20 protein-coding genes are annotated in these 14,396 nt (G+C 57.9%); 1 reads left to right on the top strand and 19 read right to left on the bottom strand.

Features of this window, described 5'->3' with window-relative positions:
- Positions 1-22: 22 nt before the first annotated feature.
- Entirely contained in the window at positions 23-325 is a 303-nt protein-coding gene (locus QZR30_RS14550) for a hypothetical protein (RefSeq protein WP_056847777.1), read from the top strand.
- Here QZR30_RS14550 and QZR30_RS14545 read toward each other — a convergent pair whose 3' ends face one another.
- The 19 genes from QZR30_RS14545 to QZR30_RS14455 all read right to left on the bottom strand — a co-directional run bounded on the left by QZR30_RS14545 (position 326) and on the right by QZR30_RS14455 (position 14,287).
- Positions 326-829 carry a DnaT-like ssDNA-binding protein gene (locus QZR30_RS14545; RefSeq protein WP_311903504.1) on the bottom strand — a complete coding sequence of 168 codons (504 nt, stop codon included), beginning with the start codon at positions 827-829 and terminating at the stop codon, positions 326-328. It abuts the gene before it with no gap.
- Between the two features lie 58 nt (positions 830-887).
- The gene (locus QZR30_RS14540) at positions 888-1,472 is read right to left on the bottom strand and encodes a hypothetical protein (protein WP_311903503.1); all 585 of its coding nucleotides are present in this window, start codon (positions 1,470-1,472) and stop codon (positions 888-890) included.
- A 47-nt stretch (positions 1,473-1,519) separates the two neighbouring features.
- Positions 1,520-2,485, bottom strand: a complete 966-nt coding sequence (locus QZR30_RS14535) for a major capsid protein (protein ID WP_311903502.1) — start codon at positions 2,483-2,485, stop codon at positions 1,520-1,522.
- A gap of 12 nt (positions 2,486-2,497) precedes the next feature.
- Complete coding sequence (locus QZR30_RS14530; protein WP_068967225.1) at positions 2,498-3,226, bottom strand: hypothetical protein; 729 nt, start codon at positions 3,224-3,226, stop codon at positions 2,498-2,500.
- Between the two features lie 424 nt (positions 3,227-3,650).
- Complete coding sequence (locus QZR30_RS14525) at positions 3,651-4,736, bottom strand: minor capsid protein (RefSeq protein WP_311903501.1); 1,086 nt, start codon at positions 4,734-4,736, stop codon at positions 3,651-3,653.
- Entirely contained in the window at positions 4,711-6,129 is a 1,419-nt protein-coding gene (locus tag QZR30_RS14520; protein WP_311903500.1) for a DUF4055 domain-containing protein, read from the bottom strand. The genes QZR30_RS14525 and QZR30_RS14520 overlap by 26 nt, the downstream gene beginning before the upstream one ends.
- Positions 6,126-7,427, bottom strand: a complete 1,302-nt coding sequence (locus QZR30_RS14515) for a terminase large subunit domain-containing protein (protein WP_311903499.1) — start codon at positions 7,425-7,427, stop codon at positions 6,126-6,128. The genes QZR30_RS14520 and QZR30_RS14515 overlap by 4 nt, the downstream gene beginning before the upstream one ends.
- Complete coding sequence (locus QZR30_RS14510) at positions 7,414-7,875, bottom strand: DUF2280 domain-containing protein (protein ID WP_017528147.1); 462 nt, start codon at positions 7,873-7,875, stop codon at positions 7,414-7,416. The genes QZR30_RS14515 and QZR30_RS14510 overlap by 14 nt, the downstream gene beginning before the upstream one ends.
- A gap of 31 nt (positions 7,876-7,906) precedes the next feature.
- The gene (locus QZR30_RS14505) at positions 7,907-8,530 is read right to left on the bottom strand and encodes a putative metallopeptidase (protein ID WP_311903498.1); all 624 of its coding nucleotides are present in this window, start codon (positions 8,528-8,530) and stop codon (positions 7,907-7,909) included.
- Positions 8,496-8,966 (bottom strand): proteasome subunit beta, encoded by a 471-nt coding sequence (locus QZR30_RS14500; RefSeq protein WP_311903497.1) that lies wholly within the window; start codon positions 8,964-8,966, stop codon positions 8,496-8,498. The genes QZR30_RS14505 and QZR30_RS14500 overlap by 35 nt, the downstream gene beginning before the upstream one ends.
- A 23-nt stretch (positions 8,967-8,989) precedes the next feature.
- Positions 8,990-9,334 carry a hypothetical protein gene (locus QZR30_RS14495; RefSeq protein ID WP_311903496.1) on the bottom strand — a complete coding sequence of 115 codons (345 nt, stop codon included), beginning with the start codon at positions 9,332-9,334 and terminating at the stop codon, positions 8,990-8,992.
- The gene (locus QZR30_RS14490) at positions 9,331-9,669 is read right to left on the bottom strand and encodes a hypothetical protein (RefSeq protein ID WP_010211438.1); all 339 of its coding nucleotides are present in this window, start codon (positions 9,667-9,669) and stop codon (positions 9,331-9,333) included. Before QZR30_RS14490 ends, QZR30_RS14495 begins: the two co-directional genes overlap by 4 nt.
- A 102-nt stretch (positions 9,670-9,771) precedes the next feature.
- Positions 9,772-10,608, bottom strand: a complete 837-nt coding sequence (locus tag QZR30_RS14485; RefSeq protein WP_311903495.1) for a hypothetical protein — start codon at positions 10,606-10,608, stop codon at positions 9,772-9,774.
- A 14-nt stretch (positions 10,609-10,622) separates the two neighbouring features.
- Positions 10,623-11,168, bottom strand: a complete 546-nt coding sequence (locus QZR30_RS14480) for a hypothetical protein (protein WP_311903494.1) — start codon at positions 11,166-11,168, stop codon at positions 10,623-10,625.
- Positions 11,165-11,491, bottom strand: a complete 327-nt coding sequence (locus QZR30_RS14475) for a Lar family restriction alleviation protein (RefSeq protein ID WP_311903493.1) — start codon at positions 11,489-11,491, stop codon at positions 11,165-11,167. Before QZR30_RS14475 ends, QZR30_RS14480 begins: the two co-directional genes overlap by 4 nt.
- Positions 11,488-12,132 carry a recombination protein NinG gene (locus tag QZR30_RS14470; protein WP_311903492.1) on the bottom strand — a complete coding sequence of 215 codons (645 nt, stop codon included), beginning with the start codon at positions 12,130-12,132 and terminating at the stop codon, positions 11,488-11,490. The genes QZR30_RS14475 and QZR30_RS14470 overlap by 4 nt, the downstream gene beginning before the upstream one ends.
- Positions 12,129-12,617 (bottom strand): hypothetical protein, encoded by a 489-nt coding sequence (locus tag QZR30_RS14465; protein WP_200846300.1) that lies wholly within the window; start codon positions 12,615-12,617, stop codon positions 12,129-12,131. The genes QZR30_RS14470 and QZR30_RS14465 overlap by 4 nt, the downstream gene beginning before the upstream one ends.
- Positions 12,618-12,645: 28 nt before the next feature.
- Complete coding sequence (locus QZR30_RS14460; protein ID WP_311903491.1) at positions 12,646-13,452, bottom strand: ATP-binding protein; 807 nt, start codon at positions 13,450-13,452, stop codon at positions 12,646-12,648.
- Positions 13,442-14,287 (bottom strand): replication protein, encoded by an 846-nt coding sequence (locus QZR30_RS14455; RefSeq protein ID WP_311903490.1) that lies wholly within the window; start codon positions 14,285-14,287, stop codon positions 13,442-13,444. Before QZR30_RS14455 ends, QZR30_RS14460 begins: the two co-directional genes overlap by 11 nt.
- Between the last annotated feature and the right edge of the window lie 109 nt (positions 14,288-14,396).

Raw genomic sequence — 14,396 nt, 5'->3', positions numbered from 1 at the left:
CTCAATTGTCCAAGGAGGAAATATGAATTACGGAACAATAAGTGACGACCTAAACCGCGCTTCGCGAGAGATTCGTGAAAATACCAGCGGCACAGGGAAAAGCCTTGAAGACAAGTTCAAGGCGAGAAATTCCTATCAAACTGCCTTTGAAAAGACAGGGTTTGGCGCCAAAGCTTCTAAGGAAATGGCAGAGCGAGACTTCCCCTTAGACCAGCCCGTGTCTTTCGATAAATTAGATAAGGCTGTGAGGACTATTAAAGATGGGGATCAAGCCATCAGAAATGCGTATCCGTTTCTGGACATGTATGAATTATCCAACGACTGACTAAGCCCTAACAGCAAACAGCACGCGCTTTTGTAGATAGTCGGCAAACTGCGTAGCACTGGGACGATCCGGCGCCGCCGGCAATAGTCGGCCGCTGGTGTTGGAGATCGTCGCGTATTCGCGGGTTACCGCTCCTTCGACGCGCTCTAGCGTCACAGCGCCCTTGCGCTTGTCGATTGGGTCTATGTCGTCCTGATGGATCTCGGCGGCCAGGGCCATCTGACCGTACTGGATCCGCGCAGGAAGGTAGTTGTTCGGCTTAATTTCATGATCCAGCGACACTTCCCGGCGCGGCCAGGCCAGCCCCTGCTCGCTGTGTGTCTTGCGCCCTTTCCAGGTCATGCCATCCATCGCTAGCGCGGCCCGTCGCAGCAACGCTTCCTGCGCTGGAACACCTTCGGGAATGACCGCGCCGAATTTCACGGCATACATGGTCAGTTCCTCGGCGCTCGCGTAGCTTTCGGCGTCGGGAAGCCCCTGCCCGTCCTCGATGATGAGTGTCATGCGTTAACTCGCTGGATGGTTTGATGATTGGCCGCCGGATCACCGACAGCCAGCAGTATTAATCCTTGGGCAGCTCAGCTACGAGCTTTTCCAGGGACTCTTTCGAGGCGTTGGCCCGGTACTGGACCTTGGCTTCATCAAGCGTTGCTTTCAGCGCCGTAATTTCACCGGCCTCATCAGCCGGCGGCGTAATCGAGTCCTTCCTCAACGTCTCGACCTGTTCGCGCAGCGTGTCGACAGTCAGGACCAAGCCGTCACGCTCAGTAGTCAGCTCTCCAACCGAAGCATGGATGGTGCTCAGCACTTCAAACAAGCGCAACGCCAGTTCGCCAGACTCTGGACGATGGATTTCGCCAGCTTCCAGGCCGTCAGCAAGGATCTGGATCGATCCATGCTCAGCACGCAAAGCCGCGATCACCTTTTCCAGTTCGGCTTGATTGCCCGCACCAACAATTTGCACCCGTTTAGCCTCTTTCACGGACACGTCGATACCGGCCGCTTCATACGCATCGACCACGCTCGGCCAATCGCCAATCACCAGCACGCTGGTCACACCAGCTTCAGGCTTATCGAAGTGTTCCGGATTGCGGTAGCGCTTCTCCGGGTCGAAGTCGTTGAGCTGGTTGCTGTAAGTCAATTCCATGTGTTTCTCCAGGGCGGCCATAGTTGACCGCTCGTTGAGTTCGAGGCTTAGCCGCCAGTGGCAGGAGGCGTTGCAGTGAGCGTGATCATCACGCCAGCGGTCACCTTGTTGCTGCCTGCGTGCTTGACCCAGTTGGCAGCAGAACCGACCGCAGCCAGGGTTGGGTTGGAACCGCCAGTAGTGGCTTTCCAGCTGTAACCCAGCACATCGATGTTCACGGTGCCTTCAGCGCGGTAGCCGATGCTCAGGTTTTCTTCGTCGTTCACTTCGTAGGAACGGAAGCCCGGGGCCTGAGACTCGGTGATGGTTACCGCGTTTGGCAGCAATCCAAAGATCACGTCCGCCGGCGCGGTGTCCGTCACCAATACTGGCTTGCCCAGGGTGCCAGGCAAACCGCCATAGATCACGACGCCAGCTTCTTCGTAGATCTTGTTGGTGATGGCTTCGTCGACGATGTCGAAGTAGGCGGACGAGTGCATGACCCACAGCGCAATCCGGCCGAACTTGTCACCAAACTTGCGCATGCCACGGGTCAGCGTCTTCTTGCCGTCGGTTTCGATGTTGGCCGAAACCACCATGTCGGCGTTGGAGCCGATGGCGGCACGCAGACCAGCAGTTGCGTACTGGATGAAGCCTTCCAGGGTTGCGTCAGCAACGTCGGCACCGACGATCTGGGAGAATTCCTCGACCGGACGACCGCGGCGCTTGAACGCCTCTTCGGTGGTCTGGTACGGGCCGTACTTCCATGGAGCTTTGACGCCAACAGCTTCGCCGGCGGAAATCTTCTTGGCAGTTACCTTGCCGTCAGAGTTGACGTCGCGGTGCTCAAGAGAGCCGTTCAGCTTGTAGAGAGCGCGCTTGCGGAAGTCGCCTTCGATCAGTTCATTGTCCAGCACCATCGCGCCGTTGGACGATGCGTTGAACACATCCAGGTTGTCCTGGACACGCTCGAGGTATGCGGTTTGCGCCTCATCGTTGTAGATGATCAGGTCGCTGTTAACGGTTGTCGCCATGGGTCAATCCCCTTACTTGGGCAATGCGAGATATGCGGTTTGGCCGTGCTTGCGCTGAAAGTCGCGCTTCTGCTCGGAGGTCATTTCGGAGCGCTTGAATGCAGCCTTGCCGCCACCCCCGCCCGGGGCAAATGTCCCTGAAGCCCTTGGCCACAGATGAGGTGCGCTTTCGCGCAGAGATTCCGCCCATTCGAGCGGAGTCAGAGGGGTCTTGCCGTCTTTGCCGAGGATGACCTGGCCGGATTCATCAACGGCGACTGCATCGCCATCTTCGTTAAGGGTGAACACGCCTTTGGCGCGCAGGATGATATCGTCGGTTGCTTCCGGCAGCGCGCCGGCTTTCAGTGCGGCACCACGTACCGAGTCGCCCAGGACTTTGCCCTGGAACTTGGCGGCGAAGGATTCGGCCTTCTCGGCGCGCTCGCTGATGGCCTTCAACTGCTTGTCGTAGTCACCGCGCAGGCGCTCAGTGCGGCGGTTGAAGACCTCGTCCACCTTGCCCTCGGTCAGCAGCTTGGTTTCTTCGTCCTGGCCGGCACGACTGAGCAGGCCTTTGACGGCGTCGATGTCGATGCCTTCAAACTGGGTTTCGAACTGGGTCAGCTTGGTGGAGGTGTCCTTCAGCTTTCCCAGCAGCTCTGTATTCTTGGTTTTCAAACCAGAAACGGATGCTTCAACGGCAGTCGCGATAGCGGCCTTGATTGCCGGGTTTTCCAGGTCGATTTCGTTTTCTTCTGCCACGTTGATGCACCCCTCGGGTATGTTTCGCCCGCTTTGCAGGCAACAAAAAGCCCCGACATATGCCGAGGCTGTGATTGAATCGAATGTCGGTATAGAGCTATCCCTGTCAGTCTTTTGATCCGTTAAACGCGATGCGATCTCCCCCTAGAATCGCTAACCCCACGTAACCGAATCCGTTAGCTTCGGCTACCTCCCTAACTCTCTTGAGCAGCTTTTCAGGATCTTTTGCAGCATCACCGATTACAGGGACACTACTGGTTAACCACCGGGGATCTCGCGCAAGGCGCAGAGTGTTGAGCACAAAGTCAACGGTGTGATCAAAATCCTGTTGGGACTGTGAATGCATGGTTGCCACCTCTCGTTTTGGGTTTACGAAAGGCTAACATCACAAAAAGCATCATTTTTGCAGGGGTTTGCATGCTTTTCACACGCCCGCCTGCTCAAATGCCAGAGGCTCCAAAACCTTCATCTGGGCGAGTGTTAACGGCGCAAAGTTGCGATCAAGCTGCAGTTCGGTGAATCGCTCGACGGTTAATCCACCCTCCCGGAACAGCTTTGCTCGAACAGGACCGATTGCGGAATCCTGAAACGCTGCTGGCTGCTGCTGTAGCCAGTGGTAGTAGTCGAGACTGGCATTTACCTGCCTACCTCCGTCAGCGCCTACAGATGCCCGTGTGGCGTCCTTGGCGAAAAGCTCGCTGAGCCTGGTCAGCATGATGAACGTGGTTCGGCAATTCGGGTGAAATGGCGGCCTTGGGCCAGACTCAACAGGGAACCTGCGGCCATCCAGTGAGCGGCATTGCTGGCTGGTCTTGCTGTCCAGCGTTGCAACGATTTGGATCTCGGACACGATGTCCGTGTTCGCCTTGGCCACTTCCATTCGCGCCTGTGACGACACATGCTGAATCGCGGTATGCACGACCGTACTGGCGTTGCGGTTGGTGATAGCCAGGATGCCGTCTTTGTACCCCGCCGCCTTGGTACCGCGAATGTTGCGAATGATCTGGAAGTTGGTTTGCCCCTCGAAGAAGCCTTGCCGGATCGTGCCAGTGACGCGCTCACGCTCGGCGCCGGTCCACCCCTTAATGAACGCCTTAAGCAGCTTTCCGCCACCGGTGCCACGCACACTGAGCGGGTTCGTCAGCACTGCGGTACGGATTGCAGCAGCCGTCGGCGCAACCACATCCAGCGACACACCAACCGGCGCCGATCTGGCAAGGCTGGTCGCTTCAAACTCGGCCTCGTAGTTGGCAATGTCCACCAGGTCGAGGTTCAGTTGCGCGCTGTAGCGGTCGAAGATGCCCAGCAGCAGGCTGTCGACTTCCTTCAGCAGTGCCTCCAGACGCTTCGTGTTGTATTCCGTCAGGTCCGACTGGGTCAGCCGATCACGGATCGACCGGTCAATCTCCTTGAGGAAGGGAGCAAACTTGCCCACCTCCCCAGCCTTGAGCTTTTCAAGAAAGACAGCGTGCCGGATGGTTGCGTCAAGTATTGCTTGGTTCGCCGCCATCTATTGTGTCCTCGTCGTCCAGGCCCAGGCCATCGCCCTGCTCTTCCAGCTCGCCGTCGATTTGTTGGTCGGTGCGCTCCGGTGCGATCAGTCCAAGCTTACGCAGGTAAGCCCGCAAGTCGGCCTTGGCGAATCCGCCGTTCTGCCACAAGCCAACCAAGGCCGTGATCATCTGCGGATCAGCAGTGAGCTCGACGAACTCCTGATTAACTTGGTAGGCGACCTTCTTGTCGGCGACGCCCATGTAAGCGCAGCACCACATGATTGCCCGGGTGTAGGCCTCGCTGACGTTGGCCACGCAGCCAGCCAGCACCGAAGTCGAAGCCGACTGATCGCCGCGGGACTCGGTAGCGGTCTTGGTAGCAAGTGACGCAACCACCATCCGGGCGCCCAGCTCGATCATCATCTGGTTCTTGTCGTTCATTGCCTCCCTGACCAGAGTGTTCGGCAGCGGTTGCGAGTATTCGAAGCGGCTACCCACCGGCAGAAGCATCGGCGCCCTTGAACCGACGTAGATGCCATTCTTCTCCATCCAGTCGCGCCAATGCTCATCCAGGCCTGTGATCGACGGCTGAGCCTGCCCGCACCAGAACACGCTGTCTTCATAGTCAGCGCTGTTCCGGAAATGGCCAAGGTTGATCATTGCGATGTCGTAGAGCGGTGACTCGTCGATGCTCGGATCGTTGTTCTGCGCGCCGACGAAGGTGAATGGGATCTCCTTGAGACGACCCGTGACGCCTTCCGGTCTGAATTCTTCGATAACCGTCAGTGGCCCGCCACCTTTCGGACCGGACCGGCGCCAGACGCGGCAAACAAAGCCGTCATCCTCCAGCGCCAATTCCCGGTACTGTTCAGCCGTCTTGTAGCCAAATCCGTCAGGAATCTCCGGAGATTCGTGCAGCACCACCAGCGTCAACACGCTGTGACCGTTCACCATGCCCGTGCGCCAGTTGATGATGTCTTCAGCGCAGTAGGAGAGGATTACCGAGTGCCCACCAATGCCGTCATCCTGGTGATAGTCGACGTACAGACCGTGGCGACCAGCTTCAAGCACCTTTTCAAGCGTGCCCTGGGAGTGCTGGTAGATGCTCACCCCTGAGCCGTTGGCGTTGTCCTGCAGGTATTCCAGCTTCTTGGGCACCGTCAGCGTTGGGTCTTTGTGGAAGGCCAGGCCGAGCAAACCGTTTCGGGTATGCCCGGTGGCGTTCTTGAACACCGCCCGCTCACGGTAAGCCCGGTTGCGATCCACGTTCTCTGGCGACTTGTCGTGTGCGTTGATGTAGGGCAGTCGGTCAACAACCCGGTGCTGGCCGGCGCAGACGTCGCGAACGGTCGCCCAGCGTTCCAGCACTGCCGTGTATTCCGCCCGCTTAAAGGAGACGTCGTTGCTCATCGGGCGTATCCCATTTTGATAGCGGTGACCGGTTTGATGATCGGGTACTCGCGGTGGATGAAGTAGCCGCCGGCGTCGTTCGCGTGATCGATGCCGGCGGTTTTGTCTGGCTCCCCGTTTGCGCCCCACACCTGCTGCTCTAGGCCATCGGCATAGGTCGGACAGGTGAGCGAATTGACCAGGTAGCGGCGCTCGCCCTGCGCATTGCAGAAGACGGCGTTCATTGCGTTGATTCGGTCCTTCACCGGCGGGTTTGCCGCTGGAGCGATGACCGCGAACCCGGCCTGCTTGAGCATGGCAAGGTCGGTGATGCTGGCGTTCACAGACTTGCGTGAATCGCCCGAGGCATCCGGGTAGATCCTGATCTCGCACGTCTTCTTGTAGTCGTTGCCGTCGTGCTGCCAATAGCGCTCCTTGATGCGGCGGATCATGTCGGGCGTGTCGTAGCCGTCGATCAGCTCATCCACCGCCCTGGGCAGTCCCTGGTCGCGCTTGACGTGTGTGATCGCCGCCATCTTGCCGACGTTGAAGTCCATCCCGATGAACAAGGGCTCACCAGGCTGCACGGTGTCGAAGCACCCGTTGAGCTTGCGATCGTAGGCCGTGTAGATCGTGCCGGACGTCAGGTTGACGAACTGGCCTTTGAGGTACGCCATGATCAGCTGCGGCGGATACGACTCCATCAGGGAGGCGATGTAGTCCTCCGGCAAGTTCAGCTCGTTGTCGAAGGTGCTGGCCTGCACCAGGCCGTACATCTCCTTGAGCGACGGCTTGTCGCGCAGCTGCTTCACGAACTGCAGGAAGACGAACTTGAAGCCTTCCGGCGTCGTGGTGACGTCCACCCCGTTCTTCAGCCCGGGCAGGTTGTAACGCATCCGGGCAATGATCTTGCGCCAGGCTTGCTGTGCCTTGAGGGCTGTCAGCACGTCCAGCTCATCCACCAGGGCTTGGCCGATCTTGAAACCAACAATCGTCTGCGGCTTCTCCATCGATCGGCAAATCACAGTGCCGCGGTACTGCCGGCCGCTGTAGATGTGAACCTCATGGTTCGCCTGGTTGATCTTGGTCTTCAGCCCCCAGTCGTAGGCCACCTCATCCATGGTCGGATAGAAGATGTCACGGATCTGCGGGTAAGTCGGTGCGAAGTACCCAGCGTTGACCCCAGGCCATTCCATGAAGTGTTTGCTCAGTGCCGAGCATCCCACCCAGGTTTTGCCAGAGCCGAACCCGGCAACGAACGCACGAAACTTGTGGGGCAGCGTGAGGAACTGAGCCTGCGGAACGTTAAGGCTCGGCATTCGGCTTCCTCGCATCCACCACGTCGACCTGAATGCGGGTCGGGATCACTGGCTCGTCGCCAGCTTCTTCCTTCCTGGCCCGGTTGACGTAGATGTCGCCACACTCTTTGGCTGCCTGCTCCAGTAGCTGGGCAGTCAGCGCAATGTTCTTCATGCTTTCGGCTTTCTCGGCCATGCGGCCAAGGGTGCGCAGTCGATGGGCACGGTTGGCTATCGGTATCTCTGCCGTCTCCTCCCTGAATCGCTTGCGGGTATCGTGAAACAGCGTCACCCATTTGGCAGCGAGAGTCTTGCTCGCCCGCTTGGTTGCATCATGCGATTCACAAAGCTGACGCGATATCTCAATGCCGAATTCTTGTTTGACGGCCTCCACCACCTGAGAGGGGGTGTCAAAGCACGCTAAGGCCTGAACGATGAAGCCTTTCACCTCACTATTCAGGTTTGCCATAAATTGGATTCCGTCTAATGCCTGTCAAATTTCAGGCCGATCTGAGCAGACAGGTTCCGCAGGCCCTCGCAATGTTCAATTTCCCCACCTCAGCGGGACTGTTTGCTGCATCCACCAACGTTTGAACGTCAGGGCTCGCCCCATAGCGGCGGACCACACCGACGAACTCTTCGACGTCGTGCCCCTGCAGCTTGATCTTCGGTGCGCCGTCTTGGGTGAATGCCGGCTGACCGTACTTGTCGGTAGCCTGAGCCAGGTGATACAGCTCGTGCTCAATCAGGGCGCAGAACTCAAGGTCGGTGCACTGGGCGCAGTAGTCAGCCGCCAGGGTGATGATGAAGGCCGGCACGTCGCCAAACCAATCACGCATCTGTTGCTCCATTCGGGCTTTCTGCCAACCGCCGGCGCGGAACGCTACCTGTTCGGCCTGACCCAGGACTGTGCGGCCCTGCTTGGCGAAGCTCGACGACGCCCACATGATCCGGATGTCTGCATCGAGTAGATGGGCGTGGTCTTCGTTGTGAATGGTGCCGGTGTCGGCGAGGATCTCGGATTGGAGCCATTCCCATACCTCAGGAGCTGGGGTCAGGCGGGTACCGAAGTCGGATAAGTCGGCCAGCTCAAGCAGAGACGCCGGGGGCATTGGTCTTTGCATCAGCCATCCCCTCGTTGATGATCACAGTGCGGATCGTGCCGCCGGTGCCGGTATCGCGCCTGGCAGCCATCTCGACCGCCTGGTACGCAGTGGCCCCCATATCCATGGCAGTGATCGCGTGGTCTGCACCAGAGCCGATTGCATAGGTTGCACCCGGCAAGATCGGGCTCTTCCAAGATCCGTCTTGGACACTGGCACCAATACACCACAGGGAACTCCCATCAGCGACAATGGCCGAGGCGTCCACTTCCTTGGTGACAGTTGCGCCAAAGTACGCATCTTGTAGAGCGGTGTAGTCACAGGTCTTGCCGCACATCACGAACTTGACGCCTTTCACTTCATGGCACTTCTGATAATCGTCGTAGGTGATGGAGGTGCCACAGGTGATCTGGGAGTCATAGGCGATCACACCGTCTTTGTAGGCGATGGTCGTCATTGATGCCTCTATCTTGGATTGAATTACTTGCCCCGGCGCTCGATGCCGCCCGGCGCCTTTTCACAGTGCAGACAGTGCTCGCAGTTCAGCGTCCGGCACAGCCAGACCTTCACCCGCTGCCAGTACGTGACCATGAAGATGTGGCGGGCACCTGCCAGGGCCAGGGCGACATGCAGCGTCAGGCCAGCAGTCGTCGGGCCAAAGAAGATGTTCTGGCTGCGCACCGACACAACGAAACCTGTGATGGCGATCGTGGTGTAGATCAGCTTCCCAAGAACGCCGTCCCTCACCTTCCCGCTCAGTACGCACCAGGTGGCCCACAGCGCGATAAGGCCGCAGGCGATGGAGTTGATCAGTTCAAGATTCATGGTGGATTGCCTCCCCCGAACCGCTGGCGGATGAGCGCCCAGAGGTCAGCGGCTTTGATGGCTCGGTTGATTGCTGCCAGGAGCGAACCGCCGAACGTGCCCAGCAAGAAGCCAATCCCGGCGACGATCTTCGGCTCAGTGACATTCAGGTAGGCGCTGACCATGCTCGTCAGATACAGCGAGCAGGCAACCCCCGTAATCAAGAACACCATCCAGGCTCGCCAGTCGGACAAGTCGTCTTTGTGCCACCAGCTTGCAACAACAGCCCCAATCAGGCCCGCAATCAACAATTCGAACCTGTCGATCTTGTCGAGCAGGCGCTGTAGATACTCCATGCGCTCGACTCCGTGGGGCATGAGAAAAAAATGCCCGCTCAGTGGCGGGCTGTGTTGTTCTTTTTTAAGCAGGGCACCTGCTGTAACCTACAATCTTATGAATTATCTGCCTAGAGCTGGCTTCCAAAGTGGAATGACCTTGAGTGGTCCAATCTTTTGATAACTTATTTCAGTCAACGTCTTAACGTCGCGAATAGAGAAAGTATGACCGACATCCCCATTCTGCAATTTCGACGTAAGCACCTTATCTCCGTAAAACCCGAGGACGACTTCATCCTTTGTGCACCAGTAATAAGTCTCAAGCTCGGCATTTTTTGCACCATAAGCAGATACCATCCAACCTAAAATAAATACGATGAACGCCAGTGCAGGACACCATCGAGCAATTCGCCAAAACTTCTGGTCTCTGGTTTCTACTTGCCTCGAACCTTCTTGGGACTCGTTTCCCGTCTCCGGCAGCGCTGGTGGATTTTTGATTAACAAAAAGAGTATTGAGACGGCAGCTACGCAAATCCAAAATGTCTTCCATCCTGCGCCGTTAACCAAATTAATAAGCAGTAGAGCGAAAAGCCCAACGATGTGCAAAACCGCATATGCACGATGAACGCCTTTCAGCCATAGAAATCTCACGGAAAGAGCCACCACTGCAGCCATCGGAATCACCGATGGGTACGCTTTGAGTATCACATCGGCGAAGCCAAAAGACCCCAACTGTAGAAAGTCGACTGGCGCGTTAAAATATCCCAGTCTTCCAATTTCATAGAGCGCAAGGACCCCATAGGAGAATGGGCCCAACACTGCAACCAGTGAGACTAAAGTGGTGAATACTGATAACTCGAATTTTTTAGCGCTCATAAAAAAGCCCAACTTAGGCGGTTGGGCTTTTGGATCACTCCTCAACACGCGCAGGAATGACAGGATGCGTTTATAATGGCTCACTGGAGCAATCGTGGTCAAGCAACTTTTGTATCGATGAGTCCTTCAGCATCCAGCAACGTTTGTGCAGACACCAAAGCCTCATTCACTTCACTCTCCAGCACCTTACGAATATCACGCCTCCACCGCTCCTGCGTCTTGGTCGGGTGCGGCTCGTTCGACCAGTTGTCCATCTCGTACCAGCCGGCCGGCAGTACGTTGGTGGAACGTTTTCCGTCTACACCAGCAAGTTTTGGTAGTGCCCAAGTTACGACAGCGCAATGCATAAACCGCTCCGGGGCCGGTGAGCGCACAACCTTTGTCAGCTCTATGATCGCCGCGTGCTTGCGCTCAGTATGCGTGGAGAACTTCGCCACCAGGGTGCGCCAGTGCTCGGCAGATAGCGACTTGTGCAGACGACCGAAAACCCAGCAGTCAGTCAGGAAGGCAGCCTCCTTGCCAACGATCTCCCCCTTCTGCTTGGCGCACTGCACCTTCGGCTCAAAGTCGCAGCCGCCGGCGAAACTGATGGTCTCGGCCGCGAGGGCTCGAACTACTGCTGAAACAACGTTGCGATAGGTCATGCGTCAGCCCTCGGGTATAGGTTTCGGCCAGCATGATCGCTGGACTCGTACAGGCCGGCATGCCGCTTGTCCCGGACATTCCACTTCCCTATGGCATCAAGCATCACGTCGTCGTAACTCTCGGCGTCGTATATCTCATCCTCGGCGGTCTCGCCGCTGGCCCCGCACTCATGGCAATAAACCCCAGCCTCAACACTCAGACCGTCCTCGCCGTAGTTCGCTACCCGCTCAACGTGCTGGCGCGGGAAGAAGGCGGTAGTAAGGATCGTTACTGGAGGGCCACCGCAGAACGCGCATGGACTCATCTTGATTGGCTCGTTCACGCTGCATTCCCCCTCTTCAGTTCTCTGGTCTTTGCCCGGTATTCGGCTGTGATGGCTTTCAGTTGCTCTACGGTTTCTTTGCGTGGCGTGTGGTCGGCTTCCAGCGCCTCGACAGCCTCAAGGCCGATTCGAGCGATGAGGCCGGCGCGGAAGCCCTGGGAAACGGTGTAGCCCTTGCGAGCGTGCATGTAGGAGCCCGAGTTACACGCTTTGCACTGAAGCCATATGTTGGTTGGCTCCAGGCGCAGCTCTGGGCGAGCTCCCTTGCCGAGGAAGTGGCCCGCATCGAATGCCCCGCCAGTCTTCCAACCCTGGGCCGCAAGAATCGATTCCTGCGACTCACCACAGCTCATGCAGCCACTGCCAATACTCAGCTCGTAGGTGCGCCGGCAGTCCCGCACAGCCTTCTCGGCATCCTTCATGTGTTCGGCGCGACTCTTCAGGGCCTCCTTACGGACCTTGATGTCCTTCCGCTCGATTTGTGCCAGCGCCTTGCGCGCCTTCGGCTCATGCCTGGGCGCGTCGATCATTGCGCAGGCCGGGCTGCAAACCGCCTGGCCCATGCGTGAAGGGACGAATAAGGCACCGCACGCAGCAACGCGGCACTTCTTCGGCTTGGCCAGCTTCCGTTCGATGGTCATGCAACCTCCTTAAACGCTTCGAACTCGGCCATCTCGGTCAGGCGCTCTTCTGTGAGCGTCGGCCAGTCGTGCAGCACCAGGTACGCGCAGCACTGACGCCAGAAGTCTTGGAAGACCTCTTCCCCCATCGAGTCGTATGAGAGGCTGCGGGGCGTCTTTCGGGTGAGCTGGCCCAACCCAGGAATGTCGAACGCTTCCTCGTCGCAGTACACGCCAGACTCCAGTTGCAACGCCTTGATGGCGTCGTGTGACTGCTTGCCGGAGAACCGATCGATGTTCTGGCTCAACACTCGGCCCAGGCCATGGACCAGGCCATTGAACCGTGGATTACGTGGCTGCTTGAGGTCGGCACGGATCTTCGCGTTCATCTTGAATTCACGCTCGCGCAGGATCGATCGGTCGGCGTCGGAGGACGGCACGAACGCGGCAACCTCCTTGCCGGTAGCAGGATCTACCAGGCGGCGCAGCACCAAATACACGGGCATTGGGCGAGGCTTTGCCGGCTTGGTCATGTCAGCCCCCCTCCTTGCCACGCTGCGATTCCCACTCGAACGGGATGACGATTACCCCACCCTCCCGCAACCGATCAATGCAGCGCTCACCGAGTGCATCTGGCAGCGCCTTCGCATCAAGGTTGGAGACGATCACAGTCGGGCGCATTTGCTCGTACCGACCGTTGATGATTGCGAAAAGCGTGGTCAGCTCGAAGTCGCTGGGCTTCTCCTTGCTGACGCCGATCTCGTCCAAGATGAGCAGCGAGGGGCTAATCAGGCTGGACAGGATCTGGCTTTCGCTCTGGTCACTGGAGTGGTCGTAGGTGGCACGAATGGTCTGAAGGACGGCGCCGATGGTTCGGTACACCGCAGTTGCGCTGGACTTGGCCATGATCTCGTTGGCGATGGCGACAGACAGGTGTGTCTTGCCGGTACCGGGCTTACCCAGCAGGAGCAGGCAGCGGCCCGATTCGGCGATCTGCGCGAACTCAGCGGCATACCGGCGGCAGGTGTTCAGCGCTTTCCGCTGTTCGGTGCTGGTAGCAACATACCCGTCCAGGGTCTTGCTGGCGAAGCGTTTTGGGATCAGCGCGGCGCCGAGCTTTCGCTCCATGGCCATGCGTAGCTCCATCGCCTTGTTGGCCAGCTCAGCAGCTTCAGCCTTCTCCCGAATGATCCGGCTGCACTCAGGGCAACCACTTCTCAGCTCTTTGCCAAGTACTGGGAAGACCTTCTGTTCGTACTGGCCGTGGGTCTCGCACTCAGCGGGCTGGATGCGGGTGCCCGGCGGTAGTTCAGGCGCTGGAGGAATTGGCTCAGATCGCATAGGAACCATCCTCACGCTGGATCAGCCCATCGGTGTAGTTGCGTTCAGCAAATCCGGTGTGGCGCGACTGAGGGACCGGCACCGGTGCGGACTCTGCCAAACGCTTAATCACCCAAGACGCCTTGAAGCCCTGCCAGCCAGAATTGAGCGCTTCAGTGATTGCAACGTCTGCGGTGATACCAGCCTCGGCGCACTTGGCCAACTCGGTGTTCACGGTTGACCAGACGGTGGCGGTCACCGCTGCGCGCTTGGTCTTGCGCTGGGTCAGCCAGTCGGCCAGCAGTTGCTCCGGAACGTTGTGCGGGTTGTCGGCCAGCAGTTGAGCCATGCCGAACGGAGCTTTGCGATCAGGCTCTGGATGTTCGGCTGGTTCCTGGGGCGGATTAATCTCTTTCGTAGAAAGAGTTAATAGGGGTTCTTTCTTTGTATAAAGAAGGGAGTCGTCGGTTTTGGTCTGTTTCGCGGCTGAGCCGATTCGGACCACTTGAGCCGAATCAGACGATATGGTCTGTTTCGGCTCTACGACGAATATCCACTCTTTTGGGTCGCAAACGCCGATGTCACCGCGTGCACCACCCTCTCGGTACAGCACGCGACGGCGCAGCAGGCCGGAAATCGCCTTCGAGACCGTGTCGGGATGAATGTGTGTTGCCTTGGCGATATCGACCGCCGGGATGCGATGGGCACCCGTGCTAAAGTTCAAGGTGGCTTTGGCCACGTACAAAACGATCTTCATCTCGCGCGCCGACAAATCGATGGCCATCAAGCCATCCATCATCTGGTTGTCCATTCGGGTGAACCCCCGAGGGTTGTGTATCGGAACAATGTTTGGCATGATTTCTCTCGCTTACAGCTGTAGAAGAAGCCGACCTCGTACGTCGGCTTTTTTGTGCCTGGGTTTCTGGTCCGCTCAATTGATAGTGCGAAGCCAAAGGGCACTAATC

Source organism: Pseudomonas sp. rhizo25 (assembly GCF_031931935.1).
GTDB classification, from domain to species: domain Bacteria; phylum Pseudomonadota; class Gammaproteobacteria; order Pseudomonadales; family Pseudomonadaceae; genus Aquipseudomonas; species Aquipseudomonas synxantha.
The sequence above is the reverse complement of the archived record's forward strand: the minus strand, read 5'-3'. Positions and strand labels throughout refer to the sequence as shown.